Genomic DNA, 20,384 nt, shown 5'->3' on the forward strand with positions numbered 1-20,384 from the left:
GGTCAACCCTTTACTCCGGTGAGCGTGACGCCTTCGACGAACGCCTTCTGTGCGAAGAAGAACACGAGGATCACGGGGGCCATGACCAGTACGGTCGCGGCCATGGTGAGGTTCCAGTCGGTGTGGTGCGCGCCCTTGAAGGACTCCAGGCCGTAACTCAGTGTCCACGCGGCGGGGTTCTCCGAGGCGTAGATCTGCGGTCCGAAGTAGTCGTTCCAGGCGTAGAAGAACTGGAACAGGGCGACGGCGGCGATGCCCGGCTTGGCCATCGGGATCACGACCCGCAGCAGCGTGCGCAGGTCGCCGCAGCCGTCCACCCTGGCCGCGTCCACGTACTCGTTGGGGATGGTCGTCAGGAACTGGCGCAGCAGGAAGATGGAGAACGCGTCACCGAACGCCATCGGGATGATCATCGGCCACAGGGTGCCCGACAGGTCCAGCTGCTTCGCCCAGAAGAGGTACATCGGGATGACGACGACCTGCGGCGGCAGCATCATCATCGAGATCACCAGCATGAGCGTCAGGTTGCGGCCCCGGAAGCGGAACTTGGCGAGCGCGTACGCCACCGGGATGGACGAGACCACGCTGAGGACCGTGCCCAGGCCGGCGTAGATCAGGGTGTTCTTCCACCAGGTGAGGAAGCCCGGGGTGTCGAGCACGCTCTTGTAGTTGCCCCACTCCCAGGTGTGCGGGATCAGGTCCCGGCTCAGCGACTGCGAGTCGCTCATCAGCGAGGTGAGCAAGACGAACACGAAGGGCAGGGTGAAGAACAGGGCGGCGGCCACACCGAGGGAGTGGATCGCGATCCACTCGAGCAGGGCCCTGCGGCGGGCGGTGCGTTCGGCGGGCGAGGACGGGACCCGCACCTCCACCGGCCGGTCGAGTACTTGGGTCATGTCAGTCACCTGCCTGGATGAGTCCGCCCCGGCGCCGCATCAACAGCGCGGTGAACGCCATCGACAGGGTGAAGAGGACCAGGGCCACGACACACGCCGAGCCGTAGTCGAAGCGCTGGAAGCCGAGGTTGTAGACGAGCTGGGGGAGGGTGAGCGTGGAGTGCTCCGGGTAGCCGGGCTCGAAGATGGTGCCCGCGCCCTGGATCACGCCCGAGGCGACCTTTCCGGCGACCAGCGGCTGGGTGTAGGCCTGCATCGCCTGGATGACCCCGGTGACGACGGCGAACATGATGATCGGCGCGATGTTCGGCAGCGTGACGAACCGGAACCGCTGCCAGGCCGACGTGCCGTCCAGCTCCGCCGCCTCGTACTGCTCCTTGGGCACGTCGAGCAGCGCGGCCATGAAGATGACCATCAGGTCGCCGATGCCCCACAGGAACATCAGGGTCAGGCCGGGCTTGGACCAGTTCGGGTCGTTGAACCAGCCCGGCGCCGGGATGCCGACCTTCTCCAGCAGGGAGTTGACCGGGCCCGTACCGGGGTTGAGGAGGAAGGCGAACGCCATCGTCGCGGCCACCGGAGGAGCCAGGTAGGGCAGGTAGAAGAGGGTGCGGAAGACGCCCGTACCGGTCTTGATCTTCGTGATGAGCAGTCCGATCCCGAGTCCGAACAGGACCCGCAGGCTCACCATGATCACGACCAGCCAGAGGGTGTTGCGCAGGGCGGGCCAGAAGAGGGGGTAGTGCTCGAAGACGTACGTCCAGTTCTTCGTCCCGCTCCACGTCGGCGGCTTGAAGCCGTCGTAGTGCATGAACGAGAAGTAGACCGTCGAGATCATCGGGTACGCGAAGAAGACCGCGAAGCCGATCAGCCAGGGCGAGAGAAAGGCGAGGGTCCGAAGCGCCGAACGTCGGCGCTTCGACGCCAGGGTGACGGTGCTCATCGCTACTTCGCCTGCGCGATGTCCGTGTCGATCTGCTGCGCCGCCTTCTCCAGGCCGGCCTTGAGGTCCTTGACCTTGCCGCTCTCGTAGTCGAAGCCGAGCTGCTGGATCGTGGTGAGGTACGTGCCGCCGTTGATCGAGGCGGGCGCAGTCGTCGAGTTCGGGTTGGCGGCGATGTCCAGGAACGTCTTGAAGCGCGGGTCGAACTTCAGCTTCGGGGACTTCAGGGCCGCCAGCGTGGACGGCACGTTGTGGATGGCGTTGGAGAAGTTCACGACCGCGTCCGTGTCGGTGGTCATGTACTTCACCAGTTCCCAGGCCGCGTTCTGCTTCTTGCTGGTTGCGGCGACACCGGCGATGGTGCCGGTGATGTAACCCTTGCCGTAGGTGTCGGCCTGGTCGTCGGGGACGGGCAGCGGGGCGACACCGATCTCGAACTTCGGCTTGGTGTCCAGGGCCATGCCCAGCCGCCACTCGCCGTCGAGCTGCATGGCGACCTGGCCGGTGTGGAAGGGGTGCTTGGCACCCCACTCGTCGCCCAGCGTGGCGCGGTAGGTCTCCAGCTTCTTGTAGCCGCCGAGTTCGTCGACGAGCTTCTTCTGCAGGGTGAACGCCTGCGCGAAGGCCGGGTCCTTCGCCACGTTCGACTTGCCGCTGGAGTCGAAGTAGGTGGGGGAGAACTGCCCGAGGTAGTGCTCGGTCGTGGTCTCCCAGCCGTGGTAGTCCGGCATGAGGCCGAGCTGCTTGTAGGTGTTCCCCTGGGTGATCGTCAGCTTCTTGGCGTCGGCCTCGAACTCCGACCAGGTCTTCGGCGGGGCGGCGATCCCGGCCTTCTCGAACGCCGTCTTGTTGTAGTAGAGGCCGTACGCGTCACCGAGCAGCGGCACCGCGCAGCGGTCGCCGCCGTACTGGGTGTACTCGTTCATCGCCTTGGGGAAGGTGGTCTCCGGGTCGATCTTGTCCTTCTTGAAGAACGGGTTGAGGTCGACCAGCGCCCCCGACGAGCAGAACCTGCCCACGTTGGTGGTGGTGAAGGAGGAGATCACGTCGGGCGCCTTGTCGCCGCCCGCGCGAAGCGCCTGGTTGATCTTGTCGTCGGTCATGTTGTCGACGACGTTCACATGGATGTTGGGGTGGGCCTTCTCGAAGCCGGCGACGAGCGCCTTGACGGCCGCGACCTCGCCGGGCGCGCTCCACGCGTGCCAGAAGTTGAGGGTCGTCTCCTTGGAGGTGTCGTCGCTCGCGGCCGACTGGGACTGGCCGGTACAGGCGGTGGCGAGCAGGGTCAGCGAGGCCGTGGCGGCGAGCGCGAGCGCCACCTTTCGTGACATTCCGGGCATGGCAGGGTCTCCCAGGGTAGGGCAGGGCGGGGCGCGGGGGGTGATGAGAGTGTTGAGCGGAGGGAAGGGGACGGGTACGGGCGTCAGCGCGAGGTGTCGAAGACCTCGTCGCGGGTGGCGGCCAGCGCGCTCTCCAGCGCGCCGCGCAGCACGGGGTGGTGGTGCACGTCGCCCACGACGAGCCGGGGCCGGGCGGCCGCAAGCTCCTCCAGTTCGGCCTGGACGAGTGCGCGCAGCACCTCACCGCCCGAGGTCAGCGAGGCGCCGCTGAGGACGATGAGCTCGGGGTCGAGGACCGAGACCAGCGAGGCGAGACCGGTGGCGAGCCGGGTGGCGTACGTCTGGAGCAGCAGGCGGTGCAGGACCGTGTCCTCGGCGGCGGCCCGCTCGACGAGAACGGCGGCCACCTCGGCGTACGGCCCCGACGGGATGCCGGTGATGCCGAGCTCCCGGGCCAGCTGGGGGATGGCCTGCGATCCGGCCAGCTCCTGGTAGCCACCACTGTTGGCTTTGGTGACGTGGCGGACCAGGGGCGCCCCCGGAACCGGCAGGAACCCCACCTCGCCCGCGCCGCCGGTCCAGCCGCGGTGCAGCCGGCCGCCGAGGACGAGGGCTGCGCCGAGGCCCCCCTCGTTCCACAGCAGCACGAAGTCGTCGTGCCCCCGGGCCGCGCCGAGCCGCTGCTCGGCCACGGCGACGAGGTTGACGTCGTTCTCGTACTCGACCGGCATCGGCAGCGCTGCGGCGAGGTCGTCGAGCAGCGCGGGGGAGTGCCAGCCGGGCAGGTGCGAGGCGTAGCGCAGCCGGCCGGTGTTGGGGTCGAAGGCGCCGGGGGTGCCGATGACGAGCCGACGGACGTCGTCCCTGGCCAGGCCGGCCGCCTTCACGGCGCCGTCGAGGGCGTCGGTGACCTGCCGGACGACCGACTTCGCGGACTGTCTGCCGGGGGTGGGCAGTTCGTACTCGCCGACCGTGCGGCCGGTGATGTCGGCGACGGCGGCGAGCAGGCGTTCGGGGGCGACGTCGAGGCCGGCGGCGTGACCGGCGGCCGGATTCACCTCGTAGAGCTGGGCGCTGGGGCCGGGTCGGCCCTCGCTGGTGCCCGTGGCGAGTACGAGTCCCGCGGCCTCCAGGCGGGCCAGGAGCTGGGAGGCGGTCGGCTTGGACAGGCCGGTGAGCTTGCCGATCCGGGTGCGGGACAACTGGCCGTGGGTCAGCAGCAGATCGAGCGCGGCACGGTCGTTCATGGCGCGCAGGACGCGCGGGGTGCCCGGCGTACCGGCGGTTCCTGCCATGGGGGTCGACACCTGCCTTTCAACGGCACAGCTTCTCAGTGGCCTGGGAGGGAAGTCCATCCAGGTGACCTGGGACGGCTTCCTCGACATCACTGTTAGGAAAGTTTCCTATCTGATGAGGAGGAAGGTAAGCCTGTCGCGGAGCGGGCGTCAAGGGACTTTGGCCGGATTCATGGCAAGGAGCGGGTGTGAACGGCAAAAAGGCGGCGCCCGGAACACTCCGGGCGCCGCCTCTGGTGTGAAGGTGCTGCCTACTTCGCCGCCGGCCTCGGCTGGGCGAGCGGGGAGGCCGCCGCCGACTGGGGCGAGTCCGCGTTGGCGTACACCGAGGGGGCCGCGACCGCCGCCGTCGGGTCGGGGGCCGCGCCCTCCTCCGGGACGGCGGTGGCACCGCCCACGATGCGGATGTCGGCCGCGTCGAAGGCCCGCTTGATGCGCCAGCGCAACTCGCGGGAGACGGTGAGGGACTTGCCCGGCATCGTCTTGGCCGAGACATGGACGACCATCGAGTCGAGGAGCACGCTGTCCAGGCCCAGGACCTCGACCGGGCCCCACAGCAGCTCGTTCCAGGGCTCTTCCTTGCTCATCTTCTCGGCGACCCCGTCGAGGATGGCCTTGACCCGGTCCAGGTCCTCGGACGCCTTCACGGTCACGTCGACACCGGCCGTCGCCCAGCCCTGGGACAGGTTCCCGATGCGCTTGACCTCGCCGTTGCGGACGTACCAGATCTCACCGTTGTCGCCGCGCAGCTTCGTCACCCGCAGCCCGACCTCGATGACCTCTCCGGAGGCCACACCCGCGTCGATCGTGTCGCCGACCCCGTACTGGTCCTCCAGGATCATGAACACGCCGGACAGGAAGTCCGTCACCAGGTTGCGGGCGCCGAAGCCGATCGCCACACCGGCGACACCCGCGGACGCCAGCAGCGGGGCGAGGTTGATCTGGAACGTGGCCAGCACCATCAGCGCCGCCGTGCCCATGATCAGGAAGGACGCCACCGAGCGCAGCACCGAGCCGATCGCCTGCGATCGCTGCCGGCGCCGCTCGGCGTTCACCAGCAGACCGCCCAGCGCCGTGCCGTCCACCGACTGTGCCGTGCGGCTCATCCGGTCGATCAGCTTGGTGATGGCCCGCCGCACGACCACTCTGAGCACCGTCGCTATGACGAGGATCAGCAGGACCCGGAGCCCGATCGCGAGCCACGTCGACCAGTTCTGCTCGACCCAGCCGGCGGCGTTCGTCGCGCTCTCCTGGGCGTCCTGAAGGGTGGGGACCGACGGCGCCGTCGTCTCCGAGGGAGACGGTGAGGGCGACGAACCGACGGCCAGTAGGACGGCGTCCGCAGGGGACATGGACAAGGCAGGTACCTCCAGGTGCAACGGTCCACCCGTTCCGGTACGGCGGTCAGGTCGTCCAGATCACGGAACGGTCACCGGACGGGCAGAACCACCACACTAACGGGGCATTGTGTGAGGGACGGACCGATGTGTGAAGGAGAGACTGGGCTCACCTGGGCTTGAACCGGTCATGATCCGGGGGATGTATCAGGGTGTGGTCGAAAACACTCCCAGCCCGTTACCGGCACATGGTGGCGCTTCCACCAGGCATGAGGAGAGACTGACTGCACATCGTCCCGGCGCGAGCCACGCGCCGCCGACGCCCAAGGAGGCATCCGTGCCGCATGTCCTGGTCCTCAACGCGTCGTACGAGCCGCTCGGCGTCGTACCGCTCCGCCGCGCGCTCGTCCTCGTCCTGGAGAACAAGGCAGTCTCCCTGGAGGAATCCGGCGCCTTCATGCACAGCGCGACCGTCACAGTCCCCGCACCCAGCGTGGTTCGGCTCAAGCGATTCGTGCGGGTTCCCTATCGGGGGCCCGTTCCTCTCACCCGCAGGGCGCTCTTCGCCCGCGACGGGGGCCGGTGCATGTACTGCGGTGGCGTCGCAACCAGCGTCGACCACGTCATCCCGCGCAGCCGCGGGGGCAAGCACGTCTGGGACAACGTGGTGGCGTCCTGCCGCCGCTGCAACCACGTGAAGGCCGACCGGCATCTCGTCGAGATCGGCTGGCGGCTGCGCCACAAACCGGCCCCGCCGACCGGACTGGCCTGGCGCATCATCGGCACGGGCCATCGCGACCCGCGCTGGATGCCGTACCTGCAACCGTACGGCGCAGACGACGCCCTGGCCCGGATCGACGGCATCTCAGCCTGACGGTCCGGGCCTTCGTGTTGCCCGCCCCGAGGGTCCCCCGTGCCCCCGGGGCGGGCCGTCATGGGGCGCCCGCACCGCATGGGGTGCCCGCGCCGCCGCTCACACGTACCGCAGCTCCGCCGGGCGCACCGAGCGGCGCAGCAGTGGCAGTGAGGTGGCCGCCGCCAGCAGGCAGCACGCGTACACGCCCACCGGGACCAGCAGCGCGACGTACGGCAGGCCGGCCTCGCCGTGCTTCGGCAGCGAGGCGTACCAGACGCCGATCGCCATGCCCCCGACGCCCGCCACGGCCACCGCGGGCGCCAGCGGCAGCGCGGTCTCCAGGAGCAGCGCCCGGCCGAGCACCGCCCGCGGCACCCCGGCGGCGGCCTGCGCGGCGAGCCCCCGGCGACGGCCGGCCAGGGACTCGGCGGTGCCGACCGCCAGCCCGGACATCGTGATCGCGAGGGCGACCGCGATCGCCGCCGCCGTGAGGTTCAGTCCCGTCGTGTAGAAGGACATGCCCATCCCGGGCGTGTGGCGCTCCCGCATGCCGTTCAGCTCGGTCAGCAGCGTCCGCCGGATCCCCACGAAGCCCGTGCCGACCACCGTCACCAGCAGCACCGCCGCGTGCGTGCGGGCCGTCGCCCACGGGTCGGCACGCAGCCGCTCCGCCGCGATCAGCGTCGCCGCCGACCGGGCCCGGGCCGCCAGCAGCCGCCCGGTGACCCCGGCCGTGGCACCCGCCAGCCACACCGTGCCCGCGCCGACCGCGAGGACCAGGCCGAACATCAGCAGCTGAACCTGGCCGTAGCCGCGGCCCGGCCCGGTGGCGGACGTACCGGCGACGGCGAGCACCGCCGTCAGCACCACCAGCAGCACCGCGCCGAGGAACAACAGCCCCACGCCCCGCCCCGACCCCGGCCGCACCCGGCGCACCCAGCCGAGCGGCGACGTCACCACCCGGCGCAGCGCCAGCGCGCCCGCCGCCGCTCCCAGCACCGGCACGCCCAGCGCGATCAGGGCGAACCAGAACCAGACGAGGGTCACCGGATGGTCCCACCGGCTCAGCAGCACCGCGAGCGCGGTGACCGTGGCGACCGTCGAGCCCAGCAGACAGGCCAGCCCCGTCTCCAGCCCCGCGATCCGCCGCACCTGCGCCGGGGTGGCGCCCGCCAGCCGCAGGCCGGCCAGCCGCCGGTCACGGTGCACGGCACCGATCCGGGCGCACTGCCCGAGGAAGCCCAGCACCGGCACCAGCAGGAGCAGCAGACTCACGATCACCCCGGACCGCTCGCCCGGCGCGTTCAGCAGACCGTTGCCGACGGGCACGCGGTAGTACCCCCGCAGGGAGGCCAGCACGGCGGCGGCGAGCGCGAACCCCGTCGCGAGCGCGGCCCCGGCCGCGGTCAGACCGACCCGCCACCACTCACGCCGGTCCGATCCCCGGGTCAGCTGCCAGGCGAGCCGGAGGTCGGTCATGATCCCGGGGCGTGCCCCGGTGTGCGCCCCTGCGCGTGCCTCGCCGTTCATGCCGCCACCTCCGCCGCCACCGCGCCGTCGATCAGCCTGACCTCGCGGTCGGCGTATGCCGCCACCTGGGCGTCGTGCGTGATCAGCAGCACCGACGTCCCGGACTCCCGGACCGCGTGCACCAGCGCCGTCATCACCTGCTCGGTCGCCAGCGAGTCCAGCGCCCCCGTCGGCTCGTCCGCGAAGACGACCTTCGGGCCGGTGACCAGGGCCCGGGCCAGGGCGACCCGCTGCGCCTGGCCGCCGCTCAGCTCACCCGGCCGCAGCTCCTCCTGCCCGCGCACCCCGAACCGCTCCAGCCACTCGCCGGCCCGAGCGTGCGCCTGCGTGCGGGCGGTGCCCGCCAGCATCAACGGCAGCGCCACGTTGTCCTGGGCGGTCAGCTCCGGAATGAGCTGCCCGAACTGGAAGACCACACCGAAGTCGGTGCGGCGCAGCACGCTCAGCCGCTTCTCGGGCAGCTGGTCGAGCCGCTGACCGGCGTACACCACCGAGCCCTGGTCCGGCCGGACGATGCCCGCCAGGCAGTGCAGCAGGGTGGACTTGCCGCTGCCGCTGGTCCCGGTGACGGCGAGGATCTCTCCGGTGTGCAGTTCGAGCGAGGCGCCGCGCAGCGCCTGCGTCCTGCCGTGTTTCCGGGCGAGGTCACGGCCCGCGAGGAGAGGTACAGGCGTACCCCCGTTGTTGCTCATGCTGCGTCGACCTCCGCGGTCAGGGTGGTCAGCCGGGCCGCCGTGGTGGTCATCCAACGGAGGTCGGCGTCGAGGTGGTTGAGGGCGTAGTCCGCCGAGAGCACGGTCGCGAGGTCCGCGTCCTTGGCGGTCTTCACCGCGGTGAGCTCGCGCATCCGCTCCATGTGGGCGGTGCGCTGGGCCCGTAGATAGGCGTCCGGATCGCCGTTCGACAGGATCGAGACGACGACCTTGGCGAAGATCTCGTTGGTGACGAACGGCGCGGGCGGGGCGATCTCCCCGGCCCACCGGCTCAGCTCGCTCGAACCGTCGTCCGTCGAGCGGTACACGGTCCGCTCCGGGCCGCCGTCCGAGTCGGTGCCCTCGACCTCCGCCAGTCCGTCGCGGACCAGGCGCTGAAGGGTCGTGTACACCTGCCCGTAGGCCAGCGGGCGGGCCTGGGGGAAGCGTTCGTCGTGGCGTCGCTTCAGGTCGTAGCCATGGCTCGGCCCCGTCGCGAGCAGGCCCAGCAGGATGTGACGGGTGCTCATGGGGACCATTATGCACTCGATACATGTACTGAGTGAATAGCGGGGCGGGAGCGGGAGTCGAGAGCAGGCGTGGGATCGGGAGGTGAGATGGAACATGTGTCTTGTTCGAGGTTTGTACGTCTGCCCTCGCGCGTGGTGGGTAGGGCTGCGGTAACCCGTCACGACGACCACGTGACGACGCCGTACCCGACGAAGGAGGCCCCCGTGGCCACATCGGTACAACCTGTTCTCTTCGCCCGCTCCAAACGCTCGGCCAGGCCCCACGTGAAGTCCTGCGCCGAGCCCGACGTGTGCATATTCAGCGCCGAGTCGGCCCAAGCCGAAGCCCCCCTCACCAGCGAACCGCCCCTGCCCGACGCCGAACCGCTCACCAGCGAGCCGCCGCTCTCCGACGCGGCACCCCTGACCAGTGAGTCCGACGCCGCCCTGGACTCCGGCACCACGAGGCCGTAGATGACCCCACCCCGACCGGTCCCCACCGAGGACCTGTCCCGGCTCGCCGGCCTGCACGGCGTCGCCACCTCCTACCGCCCCTCCTCGGACCGCACGGTCACCGCCTCCGCCACGGCCGTCACCCGGGCCCTGGCCGCCCTCGGCGTCGACGCCGGCACCCCGGAAGCCACCCGCGCCGCGCTCGCCGACCGGGAACGGGAACTTCGTGAGCGGCTGCTGCCGCCGACCGTGGTCCACTGGAGCGGCGCCGCAGTGCCCGCCGCGCTCGCCGAACTGCCGGCCGGGACCCGTCTGCGCGTCGAGACCGAGCGGGGCGAGACCCGTGCCGACGCCGAGAACCTCCCGGTCGGGGTCCACCTGTTGACAGCCACCGCCCCCGACGGGCGCACGGCACGCGCCCACCTCGTCGTGGCCCCGCCCCGGCTCCCCACCCCGGCCGCGCGGTCGTACGGCATCCTCGTCCAGCTCTACTCACTGCTGTCCCGGCGGTCCTGGGGCATGGGTGACCTGGGTGACCTCGGTGAGCTGGCGGGATGGACGGGGCGGGCGCTGGGCGCGGGGTTCGTGCAGGTAAATCCGCTGCACGCGGCGGTACCGGGCGCGCCCACCGATCCGTCCCCCTACCGACCGTCCTCACGGCGCTTCCCGGATCCGGTGCACCTGCGGGTCGAGGACGTCCCGGAGTTCGCGTACGCCGGTGACGGTGACGGGCGGATCCCGGGGCTGCTGGAGCGGGCCGGGCGGCTGCGGTCCGCGGTGCTGGAGAAGGGCGCGCTGATCGACCGGGACGCGGTGTGGGAGCTCAAGCGGGAGGCGCTCGAGCTGATCCGCGGGGTGCCGCTCGGGCCCGGTCGTCAGGCCGCCTACCGCGACTTCCTCGCCGAACAGGGGCAGGCCCTCGAAGACCACGCCACCTGGTGCGCGCTCGCGGAGACGCACGGGTCGGACTGGAGCCGCTGGCCGGAGGGGCTGCGGGAGCCACGCTCGGCCGAGACCGCGCGGGCACGCGCCGAACTGATGGACCGCGTCGACTTCCACTGCCGGCTCGCCTGGCTCACCGACACCCAGCTCACCGGTGCGCAGCGCGCGGCCCGGGAGGCGGGGATGCCGATCGGGATCGTGCACGACCTCGCGGTCGGTGTGCACCCCTGGGGGTCGGACGCGTGGGCGCAGCAGGAGCACTTCGCCGCGGGGATGTCGGTGGGGGCACCGCCGGACGCCTTCAACGCGCGCGGGCAGGACTGGGGATTGCCGCCCTGGCGCCCGGACCGCCTGGCCGAGTCGGGCTACGCCCCGTACCGCGACCTGCTGCGCGCCCTCTTCCGGTACGCGGGTGCCCTGCGGATCGACCATGTGATGGGGCTCTTCCGGCTGTGGTGGGTGCCGCAGGGGGAGGCGCCGACGGAGGGCACGTACGTCCGCTACGACGCCGAGGCCATGCTGGCGATCCTGGTGCTGGAGGCGTCGCGGGCCGGGGCGGTGGTGATCGGCGAGGACCTGGGCACCGTCGAGCCGGGGGTGCGGGAGGCGTTGCGGGAGCGCGGGGTGCTGGGGACGTCGGTGCTGTGGTTCGAGAGGGACTGGGAGGGCGACGGCCGGCCCCTGGACCCCGGCCGCTGGCGGGCGGACTGTCTCGCGACCGCCACGACCCACGATCTGCCGCCCACCGCGGCCCGTCTCACCGGTGAACACGTCGAACTGCGCGACAGCCTGGGGCTGCTGACCCGGCCCGTCGAAACGGAGCGGGCGGAGGCGGCGGCCGACACGGCGGAGTGGCTGGCACTGCTGGCGGAGCTGGGTCTGCTGGACGGCGCGGCGGGTGGGCTCGACGCGCCCTCGGAAGAGGCCCGGATCAAGGCCGTCCACCGCTTCCTGCGCCGCACCCCGGCCCGCATGCTCGGCATCTGGCTCCCCGACACGGTGGGCGACCGCCGCCCCCAGAACCTCCCCGGCACCTGGGACCAGTACCCCAACTGGCGCCTCCCCATCGCCGACACGCAGGGCCGCCCCGTCCCCCTGGAGGACCTCGCCGCTTCACCCCGGGTGCGGGCACTGGTGGAGGTGCTGAGGGAGGGGAGCCGGGGGGCTGAAGAAGCCGGTGGGTGGAGCCGGACCGGCGGCCCGGTGGGCTCGTAGGGCACCCCGGGCGCGCGGTGCTTCTCGGCGTTCGCTACTTTTGCACCGTGGACAAGAAGAACGCCCTGCGCGCCGGCGCCCTGGCTGCCGGTACGACGCTGATGATGCTGCTCATGTCGTCCCCCGCGCTCGCGCTGACCCGCGACGACGGCGACGACCCCGGTCCGGGCCTGAGCGTCGTCGAGACGCTGGGCCTCTACGTCCTGGCCCCGCTCGTGATCTTCGGCGTCATCACCGGCCTGGTGATGGTCCTGGACAGGTCGACGGACCGCGAGCCGAAGGCCAAGGACAAGGTGAAGACGAGCTCCGGGGCGGACGCCAAGGCGAGCGCCTGACGGCGGCTGTCCGCACGGCGTGTTTCCCAGGGCGCCGTTCCCGCCGTACGAGGTGGGGGCGGTGCCCTCGGCGTTACCCAGGATTCCCCGGTGATCGGCACCGTCGTCGTGGGGGCCGGCCCCACCGGTCTGTTCCTCGCCGGTGATCCGGCCACCGCCGGCGTCCCCGTCACCCTCCTCGAACAGCGCCCAGTGCGGCGCAGGGCCCTGGCCCGGGTCACCGGGATCGGGTACCGATACGCGTCCCCCCGACGCTCCCATCCGCTGACCGGCGCCCGCGTCCCGGACGTCCGCCCGGCCGACGGCAACCGCCTCCACGAGGCTCTGCGCGGTCGCTTCGTACTGATCACGCCGGAGACGTACGCGGACCGGGGTGGCCGTGAGGACCGGGACGGGACGACCGCGCGGACCGGCTGAGCCTGGTCCGCTGGGCGAGCGCCCGGCGTACGACCCTCCTCGTCCGCCCGGACGGATGCGCGGCCTGGGCCGCCGACACCACCACACCGGCCGCGATCGACGCGGCCCTCGCCCGGTACGCCGGCTAGCGCGCCGCCCCTTGCGTCCCCGCGAGCAGTTCCCGCAGCAGCTCGGACAGGCGGTCGGCCTGTTCCTCGTTCAGGGCGGTGGTCAGGGCCTCCGTCTGGACGGCGAGGCCCGCGCCGACCGCCTCGTCGATCAGGGACAGGCCCTGGTCGGTGAGGGTGACGTGCAGGGCGCGGCGGTCGTGCGGGTCGGGGGAGCGGCGCAGCAGGCCGGCGCGCTCCAGCTTGTCGAGGCGGCCGGTCATGCCGCCGGTGGTCAGCATGAGGGTCGCGGAGAGCCGGCGGGGGGAGAGGGTGTAGGGCTCGCCGGAGCGGCGCAGCGTGGCGAGGACGTCGAACTCGCCGCGTGAGATCCCGAACGGGGCGTACGCCTGCTCCACCTGGTCGCCCATCGCGCGCGAGAGGCGGTAGATGCGGCCGAAGACCTCCATCGCCCGGGTGTCGAGGTCGGGGCGGACGGCGGCCCACTGCTCGACGATCGCGTCCACCGGGTCCCGGGGGGCGCGGGGCGCGGTTGCGGCGGCGGGCGCGGGCTGGGGGCTCTGCGCGTGCTGGCTCTGGGTCATGGGAGGAGTATCCGGGCCGTTTCAGGTCGGTCGCAAGAAAGTGGCTTGACGGAAAGTAGCTTAGCGCTAAGCTACTTTTCATCAAGCTATCTCAAGGGGGTTCGCCATGACGGCGAAGGTCAGCACAGGGGCTCTGCCGGGCCGGTGGGCCCTGCCGGTCACCGCCGCGGTGAACGGCGTCGCCACCGGCATGTACGTTCCGTTCACGCTGGTGTTCTTCCACCACGTCACCGGCCTGTCCTTCACCGTCGTCGGCGCCGTCCTCACCGCCACCGGCCTCGCGGGGCTCGCCCTTCTCCCGCTCGTCGGGACGGCCGTCGACCGCTGCGGAGCCAAGCGCGTCCAGTACGCCCTCTACGGCGTGCGGGTCCTCGGCTTCGCGCTCTATCCCTTCGCCCACTCCCTCCCCGCCTTCGCGGCGGTCGCCCTGGTCACCGCGGCCGCCGACCGCGCCTTCCCCGCCGTACAGCAGACCCTGCTCGGCGAGGTGGCGCGCGGTGCGGAGCTGGACCGGCTCCAGGCGGCCAACCGGGCGCTGCAGAACGCCGGATACGGAGCCGGGGCGCTGACCGCCACCCTGGTCATCGCCTTCGCGGGCGGCACCGGCTACACCTGGACCGCCTGGGGCAACGCCCTCTGCTTCGCCCTCGCCGCGCTGCTGCTGCGCCCGCTCAGGCCGGTGCGGGCCGACGGGGACGCGCAGGGGCGGCGTACCGGAGCCGGATACCGGCTCGTCCTCGCCGACCGGCCCTTCCTCGTCGTCACCGGCGCCAACTTCCTCAACGCCCTCAACTACTCGGCCCTGTCGGTGCTCGTCCCGCTCTTCGTCGTGGAGTGGCTGCACGGACCCGCGGCGCTCTCCGGTGCCGCGTTCACCCTCAACACGGTGGTGTGCGCGGTCGCCGGGGTCTACGTCGGCACCCGGGTGCGGCGGACCGGCGCCCGGCGCACCCGGGCGGCCGCTCTCGGCGGCGCCCTGTTCGCGCTCGGATTCGCCGCGCAGATCGTGCTCGGCACCGTGCGTCCGGGCTCCTCCGCGGTCCTCGGCACCGCCCTGGCCGCCGTCGTCCTCGTCCACACGCTCGGCGAACTGGTCCACAGCCCGGCCGCCGAGGTGCTCGCCGTGGCGGCGGCACCCGAGGAGGTGCGCGGCCGGTACATGGCGGCGTACCAGATGTCCTGGTCGCTGGCGAAGACCGTCGCGCCGTCGCTCTTCACCGCGCTGCTCGCCGTGGACGGCCGGGTGCCCTGGGCCGTCCTCATCGTCACCTCGGCGCTGGCCGGCGCACTGCTGCTCCGCGTGGAGCGTCATCTGCCGGCCGAGGCGGTACGGCCCGTGCCGGTCGCCGTCGCCCATGGACCCGGCGCCCCCGCCGCACCCGCTCCCTCGTCCCCCGCCCCCGCCACGGCGTAAGTCCGCCCACTCTCCGAAAGGGACCCGGCCATGCGACGGCTCGCGACCCCCCTGCTGACCGCCCTCGCCCCCATCTCCTGGGGCACCACCTACGCCGTCACCACCGAGTTCCTGCCGCCCGACCGCCCCCTGTTCACCGGTCTGATGCGCGCCCTGCCCGCCGGTCTGGTGCTGCTCGCCCTGGCCCGGGTGCTGCCCCGCGGTGTCTGGTGGTGGAAGGCCGCGGTGCTCGGCGCGCTGAACATCGGCGCGTTCTTCCCGCTGCTGTTCCTCTCCGCGTACCGGCTCCCCGGTGGTATGGCGGCCGTCGTCGGCTCGGTCGGGCCGCTGTTCGTCGTCGGCCTGTCGGCGCTGGTGCTGGGGCAGCGGCCGACCGTACGGACCCTGCTCACCGGTGTCGTGGCCGCGTTCGGGGTGAGCCTGGTCGTGCTGAAGGCGGCCGGGGCGCTGGACGTGCTCGGTGTGGCGGCGGCCCTCGCCTCCACCGCGTCCATGTCGGCCGGCACGGTGCTGACGAAGAAGTGGGGCCGCCCGGACGGGGTGGGCCCGCTCGCGCTCACCGGCTGGCAGCTCACCGCGGGCGGGCTCCTCATCGCCCCCGTCGCCCTCCTCGTCGAGGGAGCCCCGCCCGCGCTGGACGGGCGGGCGGTCGGCGGCTACCTCTACCTCGCGCTGGCCAACACGGCGGTCGCCTACTGGCTCTGGTTCCGCGGCATCGGGCGCCTCAGCGCCACCCAGGTCACCTTCCTCGGCCCGCTCTCCCCGCTCACCGCCGCCGTCGTCGGCTGGGCCGCCCTCGGCCAGGCGCTGACCCCGCTCCAACTCGCCGGCATGACAGTGGCCTTCGGCGCGACGGTCGCGGGACAGCTGGGGGCGGGCGGCGGCCGCCGGGTCACCTCCGGCGGGCCCCGGCGCGCGCGACAGCGTGACAGCGTTCCCGTGTGACGCGACTCCCGACCTCGCTGCGGTCCTCCAACGAGCGTGTGACGCGACTCCCGACCTCTCTGCGGTCCTCCAACGAGAAGGGGCGCCCGGTGTGACACCGGGCGCCCCTCACGCACGTACCTACGACTACGGGCGCGCGTCCGCCGCCTGGGCCTTCAGCGCGCGCTCCACACCCGCGCGGTTCTCCGAGATCAGCCGGCGCAGGGCCGCGCTGGGCTCGGCGGAGGCAAGCCAGGTGTCCGTCTTGAGCAGGGTCTCCTCGGAGACCTGGACGGCCGGGTAGAGGCCGACGGCGATCTGCTGGGCCATCTCGTGGGAGCGGGACTCCCAGATGCCCTTGACCACCTCGAAGTACGTGTCGGCGTACGGCGCGAGCAGCTCACGCTGGTCGGTCTGGACGAAGCCGCCGATGACCGCCTCCTGCAGGGCGTTCGGAAGCTTGTCGGACTCGACGACGGACGCCCACGCCTCGGCCTTGGCCTCCGGCGTCGGCCGGGCGGCACGGGCGGTCGCCGCGTGGCGCTCACCGGCCGCCGTCTTGTCCCGCTCGTACTCGCCCGCGATCTCCGCCTCGTCGAACCGGCCCACGGCCGCGAGACGCTCCACGAACGCCCAGCGAAGCTCGGTGTCCACGACCAGCCCCTCGATGGTCTGGGAGCCGTCGAGGAGCGCCTCCAACAGGTCCAGCTGCTCCGGCGTACGAGCCGTCGCCGCGAACGCGCGCGCCCACGCCAGCTGGTGGTCGCTGCCCGCCGTCGCCGCGCGCAGGTAGGCCAGCGTGGCGTCCGTCCAACGGGTCAGCAGGGCCTCGCGGGCGATCGGGTCGGCGTACAGGTCGATGGCCAGCTTCACCTGGCGGTGCAGCGACTGCACCACACCGATGTCGGACTCCTTGCCGATGCCGGACAGGACCAGCGAGAGGTAGTCGCGGGTCGGCAGTTCCGCGTCCCGCGTCATGTCCCACGCCGACGCCCAGCTCAGCGCGCGCGGCAGGGACGACTCGAAGTCGCCGAGGTGCTCCGTGACGAACGCCAGGGACTTCTCGTCCAGGCGGACCTTGGCGTACGACAGGTCGTCGTCGTTGAGCAGGACGACGTCCGGACGGCGCCTGCCGGTCAGCTGCGGTACGGCCGTCAGCTCGCCGTCGACGTCCAGCTCGATGCGCTCGTCACGCACCAGCTTGCCGCTGTCGTCGTCGAGGTCGTACAGGCCGACCGCGATGCGGTGCGGACGCAGCGTGGGCTCGCCCTTGGCGCCGGTGGGCAGGGCCGGGGCCTCCTGGCGGATGGAGAAGGAGGTGATGACGCCGTTCTCGTCGGTCTGGATCTCGGGCCGCAGCACGTTGATCCCCGCCGTCTGCAGCCACTTCTTCGACCAGGTCTTCAGGTCGCGCCCGGAGGTCTCCTCCAGGGCGCCCAGCAGGTCGGACAGGCGCGTGTTGCCGAACGCGTGCGCCTTGAAATAGGCCTGCACGCCCCGGAAGAACTCGTCCTCACCGACGTACGCGACCAGCTGCTTCAGCACGCTCGCACCCTTGGCGTACGTGATCCCGTCGAAGTTGACGAGCACGTCCTCCAGGTCGTTGATCTCCGCCATGATCGGGTGCGTCGACGGCAGCTGGTCCTGGCGGTACGCCCACGTCTTCATCGAGTTGGCGAACGTGGTCCAGGAGTGCGGCCAGCGCGACTCGGGGTGGGCCGCCTGGCAGGCGATCGACGTGTACGTGGCGAACGACTCGTTCAGCCACAGGTCGTTCCACCACTCCATGGTGACCAGGTCGCCGAACCACATGTGGGCCAGCTCGTGCAGGATCGTCTCAGCCCGCAGCTCGTACGCCGCGTCCGTCACCTTCGACCGGAAGACGTACTGGTCGCGGATGGTCACCGCGCCCGCGTTCTCCATCGCACCCGCGTTGAACTCCGGCACGAACAGCTGGTCGTACTTCTCGAACGGGTAGGCGTAGTCGAACTTCTCCTGGAACCACTCGAAGCCCTGTCGGGTCACCTCGAAGATGGCGTCCGAGTCGAGGTACTCGGCCAGGGACGGTCGGCAGTAGATGCCCAGCGGAACGGTCTGGCCGTCCTTCTCGTACACACTGTGCACCGAGTGGTAAGGGCCGATGATCAGCGCGGTGATGTACGACGAGATGCGCGGCGTCGGCTCGAACTCCCAGACGTTGTCCTTGGGCTCGGGCGTCGGCGAGTTGGAGACGACCGTCCAGCCCTCGGGCGCCTTCACGGTGAACTGGAAGGTGGCCTTCAGGTCCGGCTGCTCGAAGCTCGCGAAGACCCTGCGGGCGTCGGGCACTTCGAACTGGGTGTACAGATAAGCCTGCTGGTCCACCGGGTCGACGAACCGGTGCAGACCCTCACCGGTGTTGGTGTACGCGCAGTCCGCGGCCACACGGAGCACGTTGCGCCCCGCCAGCAGCCCGGGCAGGGCGATCCGGGAGTCCTGGAACACCTCGGCGGGGTCGAGCGCGTCCCCGTTCAGCGTGACCTCGTGGACGGTCGGAGCCACCAGGTCGATGAACGACTCCGCCGTCCCGTCCTCCACGCCGTCCGCCGCGACCTCGAAGCGCACCGTGGTCACGGACCGGTAGTTGCCGCCCTCCTGTGCTCCGGAGAGGTCGAGATCGATCTCGTACGAGTCAACGGTGAGCAGCTTCGCCCGCTGCTGCGCCTCTTCGCGAGTCAGGTTTGTGCCAGGCACGCGGTCATCTCCTCGTGATGTGTGGGTTGCGCCATCCTTCCACGGGATCAACGCCCGGGGCGACGATCACGTGCCCGGGGCGCCTTCCCCGTGACGGCCAGAACGTGATGTCCGGATTCCGCCGGTGCGGGGGAGACGCCGACGGGAGGCTCGAGACATGACAACCCCCGCAGTCACCCGCACCGCACGGCCCATCCCGCAGGAGACCCTCGACGAACTGCGCTCCACCGACGACGCGGGCCGCCCGACCGTTCCCGTGACCGACGACGAGGGCGGCTCCCCGCTGCGCTGCTGCCTGCGCCACAGCGAGCCCGGCGAGCGGATCGCCCTCGTCTCCTACGCCCCCCTGCGCCGCTGGGCGGCCGCGACCGACGCCGATCCCGGCCCCTACGACGAGCAGGGCCCCGTCTTCATCCACGCGCACGCCTGCCCGGGCCCGACCGGAGACGGCCTGCCCTTCACCAACTCCCACCGCACCGTCCGCCGTTACTCCGCCGCCGGGCGCATCCTCGGCGGCCGGCTCGTCGAGGAGCCCGGCCCCGACGGCTTCGAGGCAGCCGTCACCGAGGCCTTCACCGACCCCGAGGTCGCGCTCGTCCACGTGAGGGCCGTCGAGTACGGCTGCTTCCTGTACGAGGTGCGCCGGGGCTGAGGCGAGGTGGGAAAAGGGGGCGAGTGCCGCAGGCACTCACCCCCTTTTCTTCTGCGGGGCGCGTCAGCGCTTGAGCTCCGCCGCCACCAGCTCCGCGATCTGGACGGCGTTCAGCGCCGCGCCCTTGCGGAGGTTGTCGTTGGAGATGAACAGCGCGAGGCCGTTCTCCACCGTCTCGTCGTTGCGGATGCGGCCGACGTACGACGGGTCCTGACCGGCGGCCTGGAGCGGGGTCGGGATCTCGGAGAGGGCGACGCCGGGGGCGCCGGCCAGCAGCTCCTGGGCACGCTCCGGGGTGATCGGACGCGCGAAGCGGGCGTTGACCTGGAGGGAGTGGCCCGAGAACACGGGGACACGCACACAGGTGCCGGAGACCTTCAGCCCGGGGATCTCGAGGATCTTGCGGGACTCGTTGCGGAGCTTCTGCTCCTCGTCCGTCTCGTTCAGGCCGTCGTCGACGATGTTGCCGGCGAGGGGCAGCACGTTGAACGCGATCGGGCGCTTGTAGACGGACGGCTCGGGGAAGTCGACCGCACCGCCGTCGTGGGTGAGCTTGTCCGCGTCGTCGATCACCTTCTGCGCCTGGCCGTGCAGCTCCGCCACGCCCGCGAGACCCGAGCCGGACACCGCCTGGTACGTGGCGACGACCAGCGCCTCGAGACCGGCCTCCTCGTGCAGCGGCTTCAGCACCGGCATGGCGGCCATCGTCGTGCAGTTCGGGTTGGCGATGATGCCCTTGGGGCGGTCGGTGGCCGCGTGCGGGTTCACCTCGGACACCACCAGCGGGACGTCCGGGTCCTTGCGCCACGCCGAGGAGTTGTCGATCACGACGGCGCCCTGCGAGGCGACCTTCTCGGCCAGCGCCTTCGAGGTCGCGCCGCCCGCCGAGAACAGCACGATGTCCAGGCCGGTGTAGTCGGCGGTCGTCGCGTCCTCCACCGTCACGCCGTCCAGGACGGTCCCCGCGGAGCGGGCCGAGGCGAACAGGCGAAGCTCGGTGACCGGGAAGTCGCGCTCCTTGAGGATCCCGCGCATGACCGTGCCGACCTGCCCGGTGGCTCCGACGATTCCGATCCTCACGGCGACTCCCTTTGTCTGTCTTTGCGTGCCTGTTACTCGGCCGAGGCATTTCCATCATGCGGCCGACCCCGACCCGCCTGTCCAATTCTTTGCGCCGCTCGCCCGAAGGGTGGGACGCGACGATCCGACG

Annotated in this window: 20 protein-coding genes; 9 read left to right on the forward strand and 11 right to left on the reverse strand. The window is 71.5% G+C overall.

What is annotated here, in order from left to right; translation table 11 throughout:
* Positions 1 to 2: 2 nt before the first annotated feature.
* From IG99_RS18880 to IG99_RS18900, 5 genes are all read right to left on the reverse strand, one after another.
* On the reverse strand, positions 3 to 896 hold the full coding sequence (locus IG99_RS18880) for a carbohydrate ABC transporter permease (RefSeq protein ID WP_037675518.1): 894 nt from the start codon (positions 894 to 896) through the stop codon (positions 3 to 5).
* A gap of 1 nt (position 897) precedes the next feature.
* Positions 898 to 1,839, reverse strand: a complete 942-nt coding sequence (locus tag IG99_RS18885; RefSeq protein WP_037675520.1) for a carbohydrate ABC transporter permease — start codon at positions 1,837 to 1,839, stop codon at positions 898 to 900.
* Between the two features lie 2 nt (positions 1,840 to 1,841).
* Positions 1,842 to 3,179: an ABC transporter substrate-binding protein gene (locus tag IG99_RS18890; RefSeq protein ID WP_037675522.1), complete on the reverse strand. Its 1,338-nt coding sequence runs from the start codon at positions 3,177 to 3,179 to the stop codon at positions 1,842 to 1,844.
* An 83-nt stretch (positions 3,180 to 3,262) separates the two neighbouring features.
* Positions 3,263 to 4,474: an ROK family transcriptional regulator gene (locus IG99_RS18895; RefSeq protein WP_037675524.1), complete on the reverse strand. Its 1,212-nt coding sequence runs from the start codon at positions 4,472 to 4,474 to the stop codon at positions 3,263 to 3,265.
* A gap of 251 nt (positions 4,475 to 4,725) precedes the next feature.
* Positions 4,726 to 5,826: a mechanosensitive ion channel family protein gene (locus IG99_RS18900; RefSeq protein WP_037675526.1), complete on the reverse strand. Its 1,101-nt coding sequence runs from the start codon at positions 5,824 to 5,826 to the stop codon at positions 4,726 to 4,728.
* A 322-nt stretch (positions 5,827 to 6,148) separates the two neighbouring features.
* Between IG99_RS18900 and IG99_RS18905 the strand changes: the two genes are divergently transcribed.
* A complete protein-coding gene (locus tag IG99_RS18905; RefSeq protein ID WP_037675529.1) occupies positions 6,149 to 6,685 on the forward strand; it encodes an HNH endonuclease in 537 nt (178 codons plus the stop codon).
* A gap of 99 nt (positions 6,686 to 6,784) precedes the next feature.
* On the opposite strand, the gene IG99_RS18910 is transcribed toward IG99_RS18905, so the two are convergent.
* From IG99_RS18910 to IG99_RS18920, 3 genes are read right to left on the reverse strand one after another with little or no spacing between them, the layout of a single operon-like run.
* On the reverse strand, positions 6,785 to 8,197 hold the full coding sequence (locus IG99_RS18910) for an FtsX-like permease family protein (RefSeq protein ID WP_234311889.1): 1,413 nt from the start codon (positions 8,195 to 8,197) through the stop codon (positions 6,785 to 6,787).
* The gene (locus tag IG99_RS18915; RefSeq protein ID WP_037675532.1) at positions 8,194 to 8,889 is read right to left on the reverse strand and encodes an ABC transporter ATP-binding protein; all 696 of its coding nucleotides are present in this window, start codon (positions 8,887 to 8,889) and stop codon (positions 8,194 to 8,196) included. The genes IG99_RS18910 and IG99_RS18915 overlap by 4 nt, the downstream gene beginning before the upstream one ends.
* A complete protein-coding gene (locus IG99_RS18920; RefSeq protein ID WP_037675902.1) occupies positions 8,886 to 9,419 on the reverse strand; it encodes a PadR family transcriptional regulator in 534 nt (177 codons plus the stop codon). The genes IG99_RS18915 and IG99_RS18920 overlap by 4 nt, the downstream gene beginning before the upstream one ends.
* Before the next feature lie 264 nt (positions 9,420 to 9,683).
* Here IG99_RS18920 and IG99_RS18925 point away from each other — a divergent pair, with 264 nt between their 5' ends.
* The 5 genes from IG99_RS18925 (at position 9,684) to IG99_RS51680 (ending at position 12,888) form a co-directional block, all read left to right on the forward strand.
* The gene (locus IG99_RS18925; protein WP_107055970.1) at positions 9,684 to 9,872 is read left to right on the forward strand and encodes a hypothetical protein; all 189 of its coding nucleotides are present in this window, start codon (positions 9,684 to 9,686) and stop codon (positions 9,870 to 9,872) included.
* Positions 9,873 to 12,008: a 4-alpha-glucanotransferase gene (gene malQ, locus IG99_RS18930; RefSeq protein WP_051865552.1), complete on the forward strand. Its 2,136-nt coding sequence runs from the start codon at positions 9,873 to 9,875 to the stop codon at positions 12,006 to 12,008.
* Positions 12,009 to 12,055: 47 nt separating this feature from the next.
* On the forward strand, positions 12,056 to 12,343 hold the full coding sequence (locus IG99_RS18935; protein ID WP_037675907.1) for a hypothetical protein: 288 nt from the start codon (positions 12,056 to 12,058) through the stop codon (positions 12,341 to 12,343).
* Between the two features lie 90 nt (positions 12,344 to 12,433).
* Positions 12,434 to 12,760: a hypothetical protein gene (locus IG99_RS51675; protein WP_037675533.1), complete on the forward strand. Its 327-nt coding sequence runs from the start codon at positions 12,434 to 12,436 to the stop codon at positions 12,758 to 12,760.
* A gap of 2 nt (positions 12,761 to 12,762) precedes the next feature.
* The gene (locus IG99_RS51680) at positions 12,763 to 12,888 is read left to right on the forward strand and encodes an aromatic-ring hydroxylase C-terminal domain-containing protein (RefSeq protein WP_324606137.1); all 126 of its coding nucleotides are present in this window, start codon (positions 12,763 to 12,765) and stop codon (positions 12,886 to 12,888) included.
* Here IG99_RS51680 and IG99_RS18945 read toward each other — a convergent pair.
* A complete protein-coding gene (locus IG99_RS18945) occupies positions 12,885 to 13,451 on the reverse strand; it encodes a MarR family winged helix-turn-helix transcriptional regulator (protein ID WP_051865555.1) in 567 nt (188 codons plus the stop codon). The two genes, IG99_RS51680 and IG99_RS18945, sit on opposite strands and share 4 nt — an antisense overlap.
* Before the next feature lie 106 nt (positions 13,452 to 13,557).
* Between IG99_RS18945 and IG99_RS18950 the strand changes: the two genes are divergently transcribed.
* Positions 13,558 to 14,865: an MFS transporter gene (locus tag IG99_RS18950; RefSeq protein ID WP_037675534.1), complete on the forward strand. Its 1,308-nt coding sequence runs from the start codon at positions 13,558 to 13,560 to the stop codon at positions 14,863 to 14,865.
* 30 nt (positions 14,866 to 14,895) lie between these two features.
* A complete protein-coding gene (locus IG99_RS18955; protein WP_037675535.1) occupies positions 14,896 to 15,810 on the forward strand; it encodes an EamA family transporter in 915 nt (304 codons plus the stop codon).
* A gap of 126 nt (positions 15,811 to 15,936) precedes the next feature.
* On the opposite strand, the gene pepN is transcribed toward IG99_RS18955, so the two are convergent.
* Positions 15,937 to 18,522, reverse strand: coding sequence for an aminopeptidase N (gene pepN / locus IG99_RS18960; protein WP_037675536.1), 2,586 nt, complete (start codon positions 18,520 to 18,522; stop codon positions 15,937 to 15,939).
* A gap of 157 nt (positions 18,523 to 18,679) precedes the next feature.
* Between pepN and IG99_RS18965 the strand changes: the two genes are divergently transcribed.
* Positions 18,680 to 19,174: a DUF1203 domain-containing protein gene (locus IG99_RS18965; protein ID WP_037675538.1), complete on the forward strand. Its 495-nt coding sequence runs from the start codon at positions 18,680 to 18,682 to the stop codon at positions 19,172 to 19,174.
* A gap of 63 nt (positions 19,175 to 19,237) precedes the next feature.
* Here the strand turns inward: IG99_RS18965 and IG99_RS18970 are convergent, their stop codons facing one another.
* Complete coding sequence (locus tag IG99_RS18970) at positions 19,238 to 20,254, reverse strand: aspartate-semialdehyde dehydrogenase (protein ID WP_037675539.1); 1,017 nt, start codon at positions 20,252 to 20,254, stop codon at positions 19,238 to 19,240.
* Between the last annotated feature and the right edge of the window lie 130 nt (positions 20,255 to 20,384).

This window comes from Streptomyces griseus subsp. griseus (assembly GCF_000720255.1).
Classification (GTDB): Bacteria; Actinomycetota; Actinomycetes; order Streptomycetales; family Streptomycetaceae; genus Streptomyces; species Streptomyces griseus_I.

Coding starts and splice junctions, on each gene's coding strand:
- malQ (WP_051865552.1), top strand. CDS start 9,873: ATGACCCCACCCCGACCGGTCCCCACCGAGGACCTGTCCCGGCTCGCC.
- IG99_RS18880 (WP_037675518.1), bottom strand. CDS start 896: ATGACCCAAGTACTCGACCGGCCGGTGGAGGTGCGGGTCCCGTCCTCG.
- IG99_RS18965 (WP_037675538.1), top strand. CDS start 18,680: ATGACAACCCCCGCAGTCACCCGCACCGCACGGCCCATCCCGCAGGAG.
- IG99_RS18895 (WP_037675524.1), bottom strand. CDS start 4,474: ATGGCAGGAACCGCCGGTACGCCGGGCACCCCGCGCGTCCTGCGCGCC.
- IG99_RS18910 (WP_234311889.1), bottom strand. CDS start 8,197: ATGAACGGCGAGGCACGCGCAGGGGCGCACACCGGGGCACGCCCCGGG.
- IG99_RS18955 (WP_037675535.1), top strand. CDS start 14,896: ATGCGACGGCTCGCGACCCCCCTGCTGACCGCCCTCGCCCCCATCTCC.
- IG99_RS18950 (WP_037675534.1), top strand. CDS start 13,558: ATGACGGCGAAGGTCAGCACAGGGGCTCTGCCGGGCCGGTGGGCCCTG.
- IG99_RS18915 (WP_037675532.1), bottom strand. CDS start 8,889: ATGAGCAACAACGGGGGTACGCCTGTACCTCTCCTCGCGGGCCGTGAC.
- IG99_RS18945 (WP_051865555.1), bottom strand. CDS start 13,451: ATGACCCAGAGCCAGCACGCGCAGAGCCCCCAGCCCGCGCCCGCCGCC.
- IG99_RS18885 (WP_037675520.1), bottom strand. CDS start 1,839: ATGAGCACCGTCACCCTGGCGTCGAAGCGCCGACGTTCGGCGCTTCGG.
- IG99_RS18890 (WP_037675522.1), bottom strand. CDS start 3,179: ATGCCCGGAATGTCACGAAAGGTGGCGCTCGCGCTCGCCGCCACGGCC.
- IG99_RS18900 (WP_037675526.1), bottom strand. CDS start 5,826: ATGTCCCCTGCGGACGCCGTCCTACTGGCCGTCGGTTCGTCGCCCTCA.
- IG99_RS18920 (WP_037675902.1), bottom strand. CDS start 9,419: ATGAGCACCCGTCACATCCTGCTGGGCCTGCTCGCGACGGGGCCGAGC.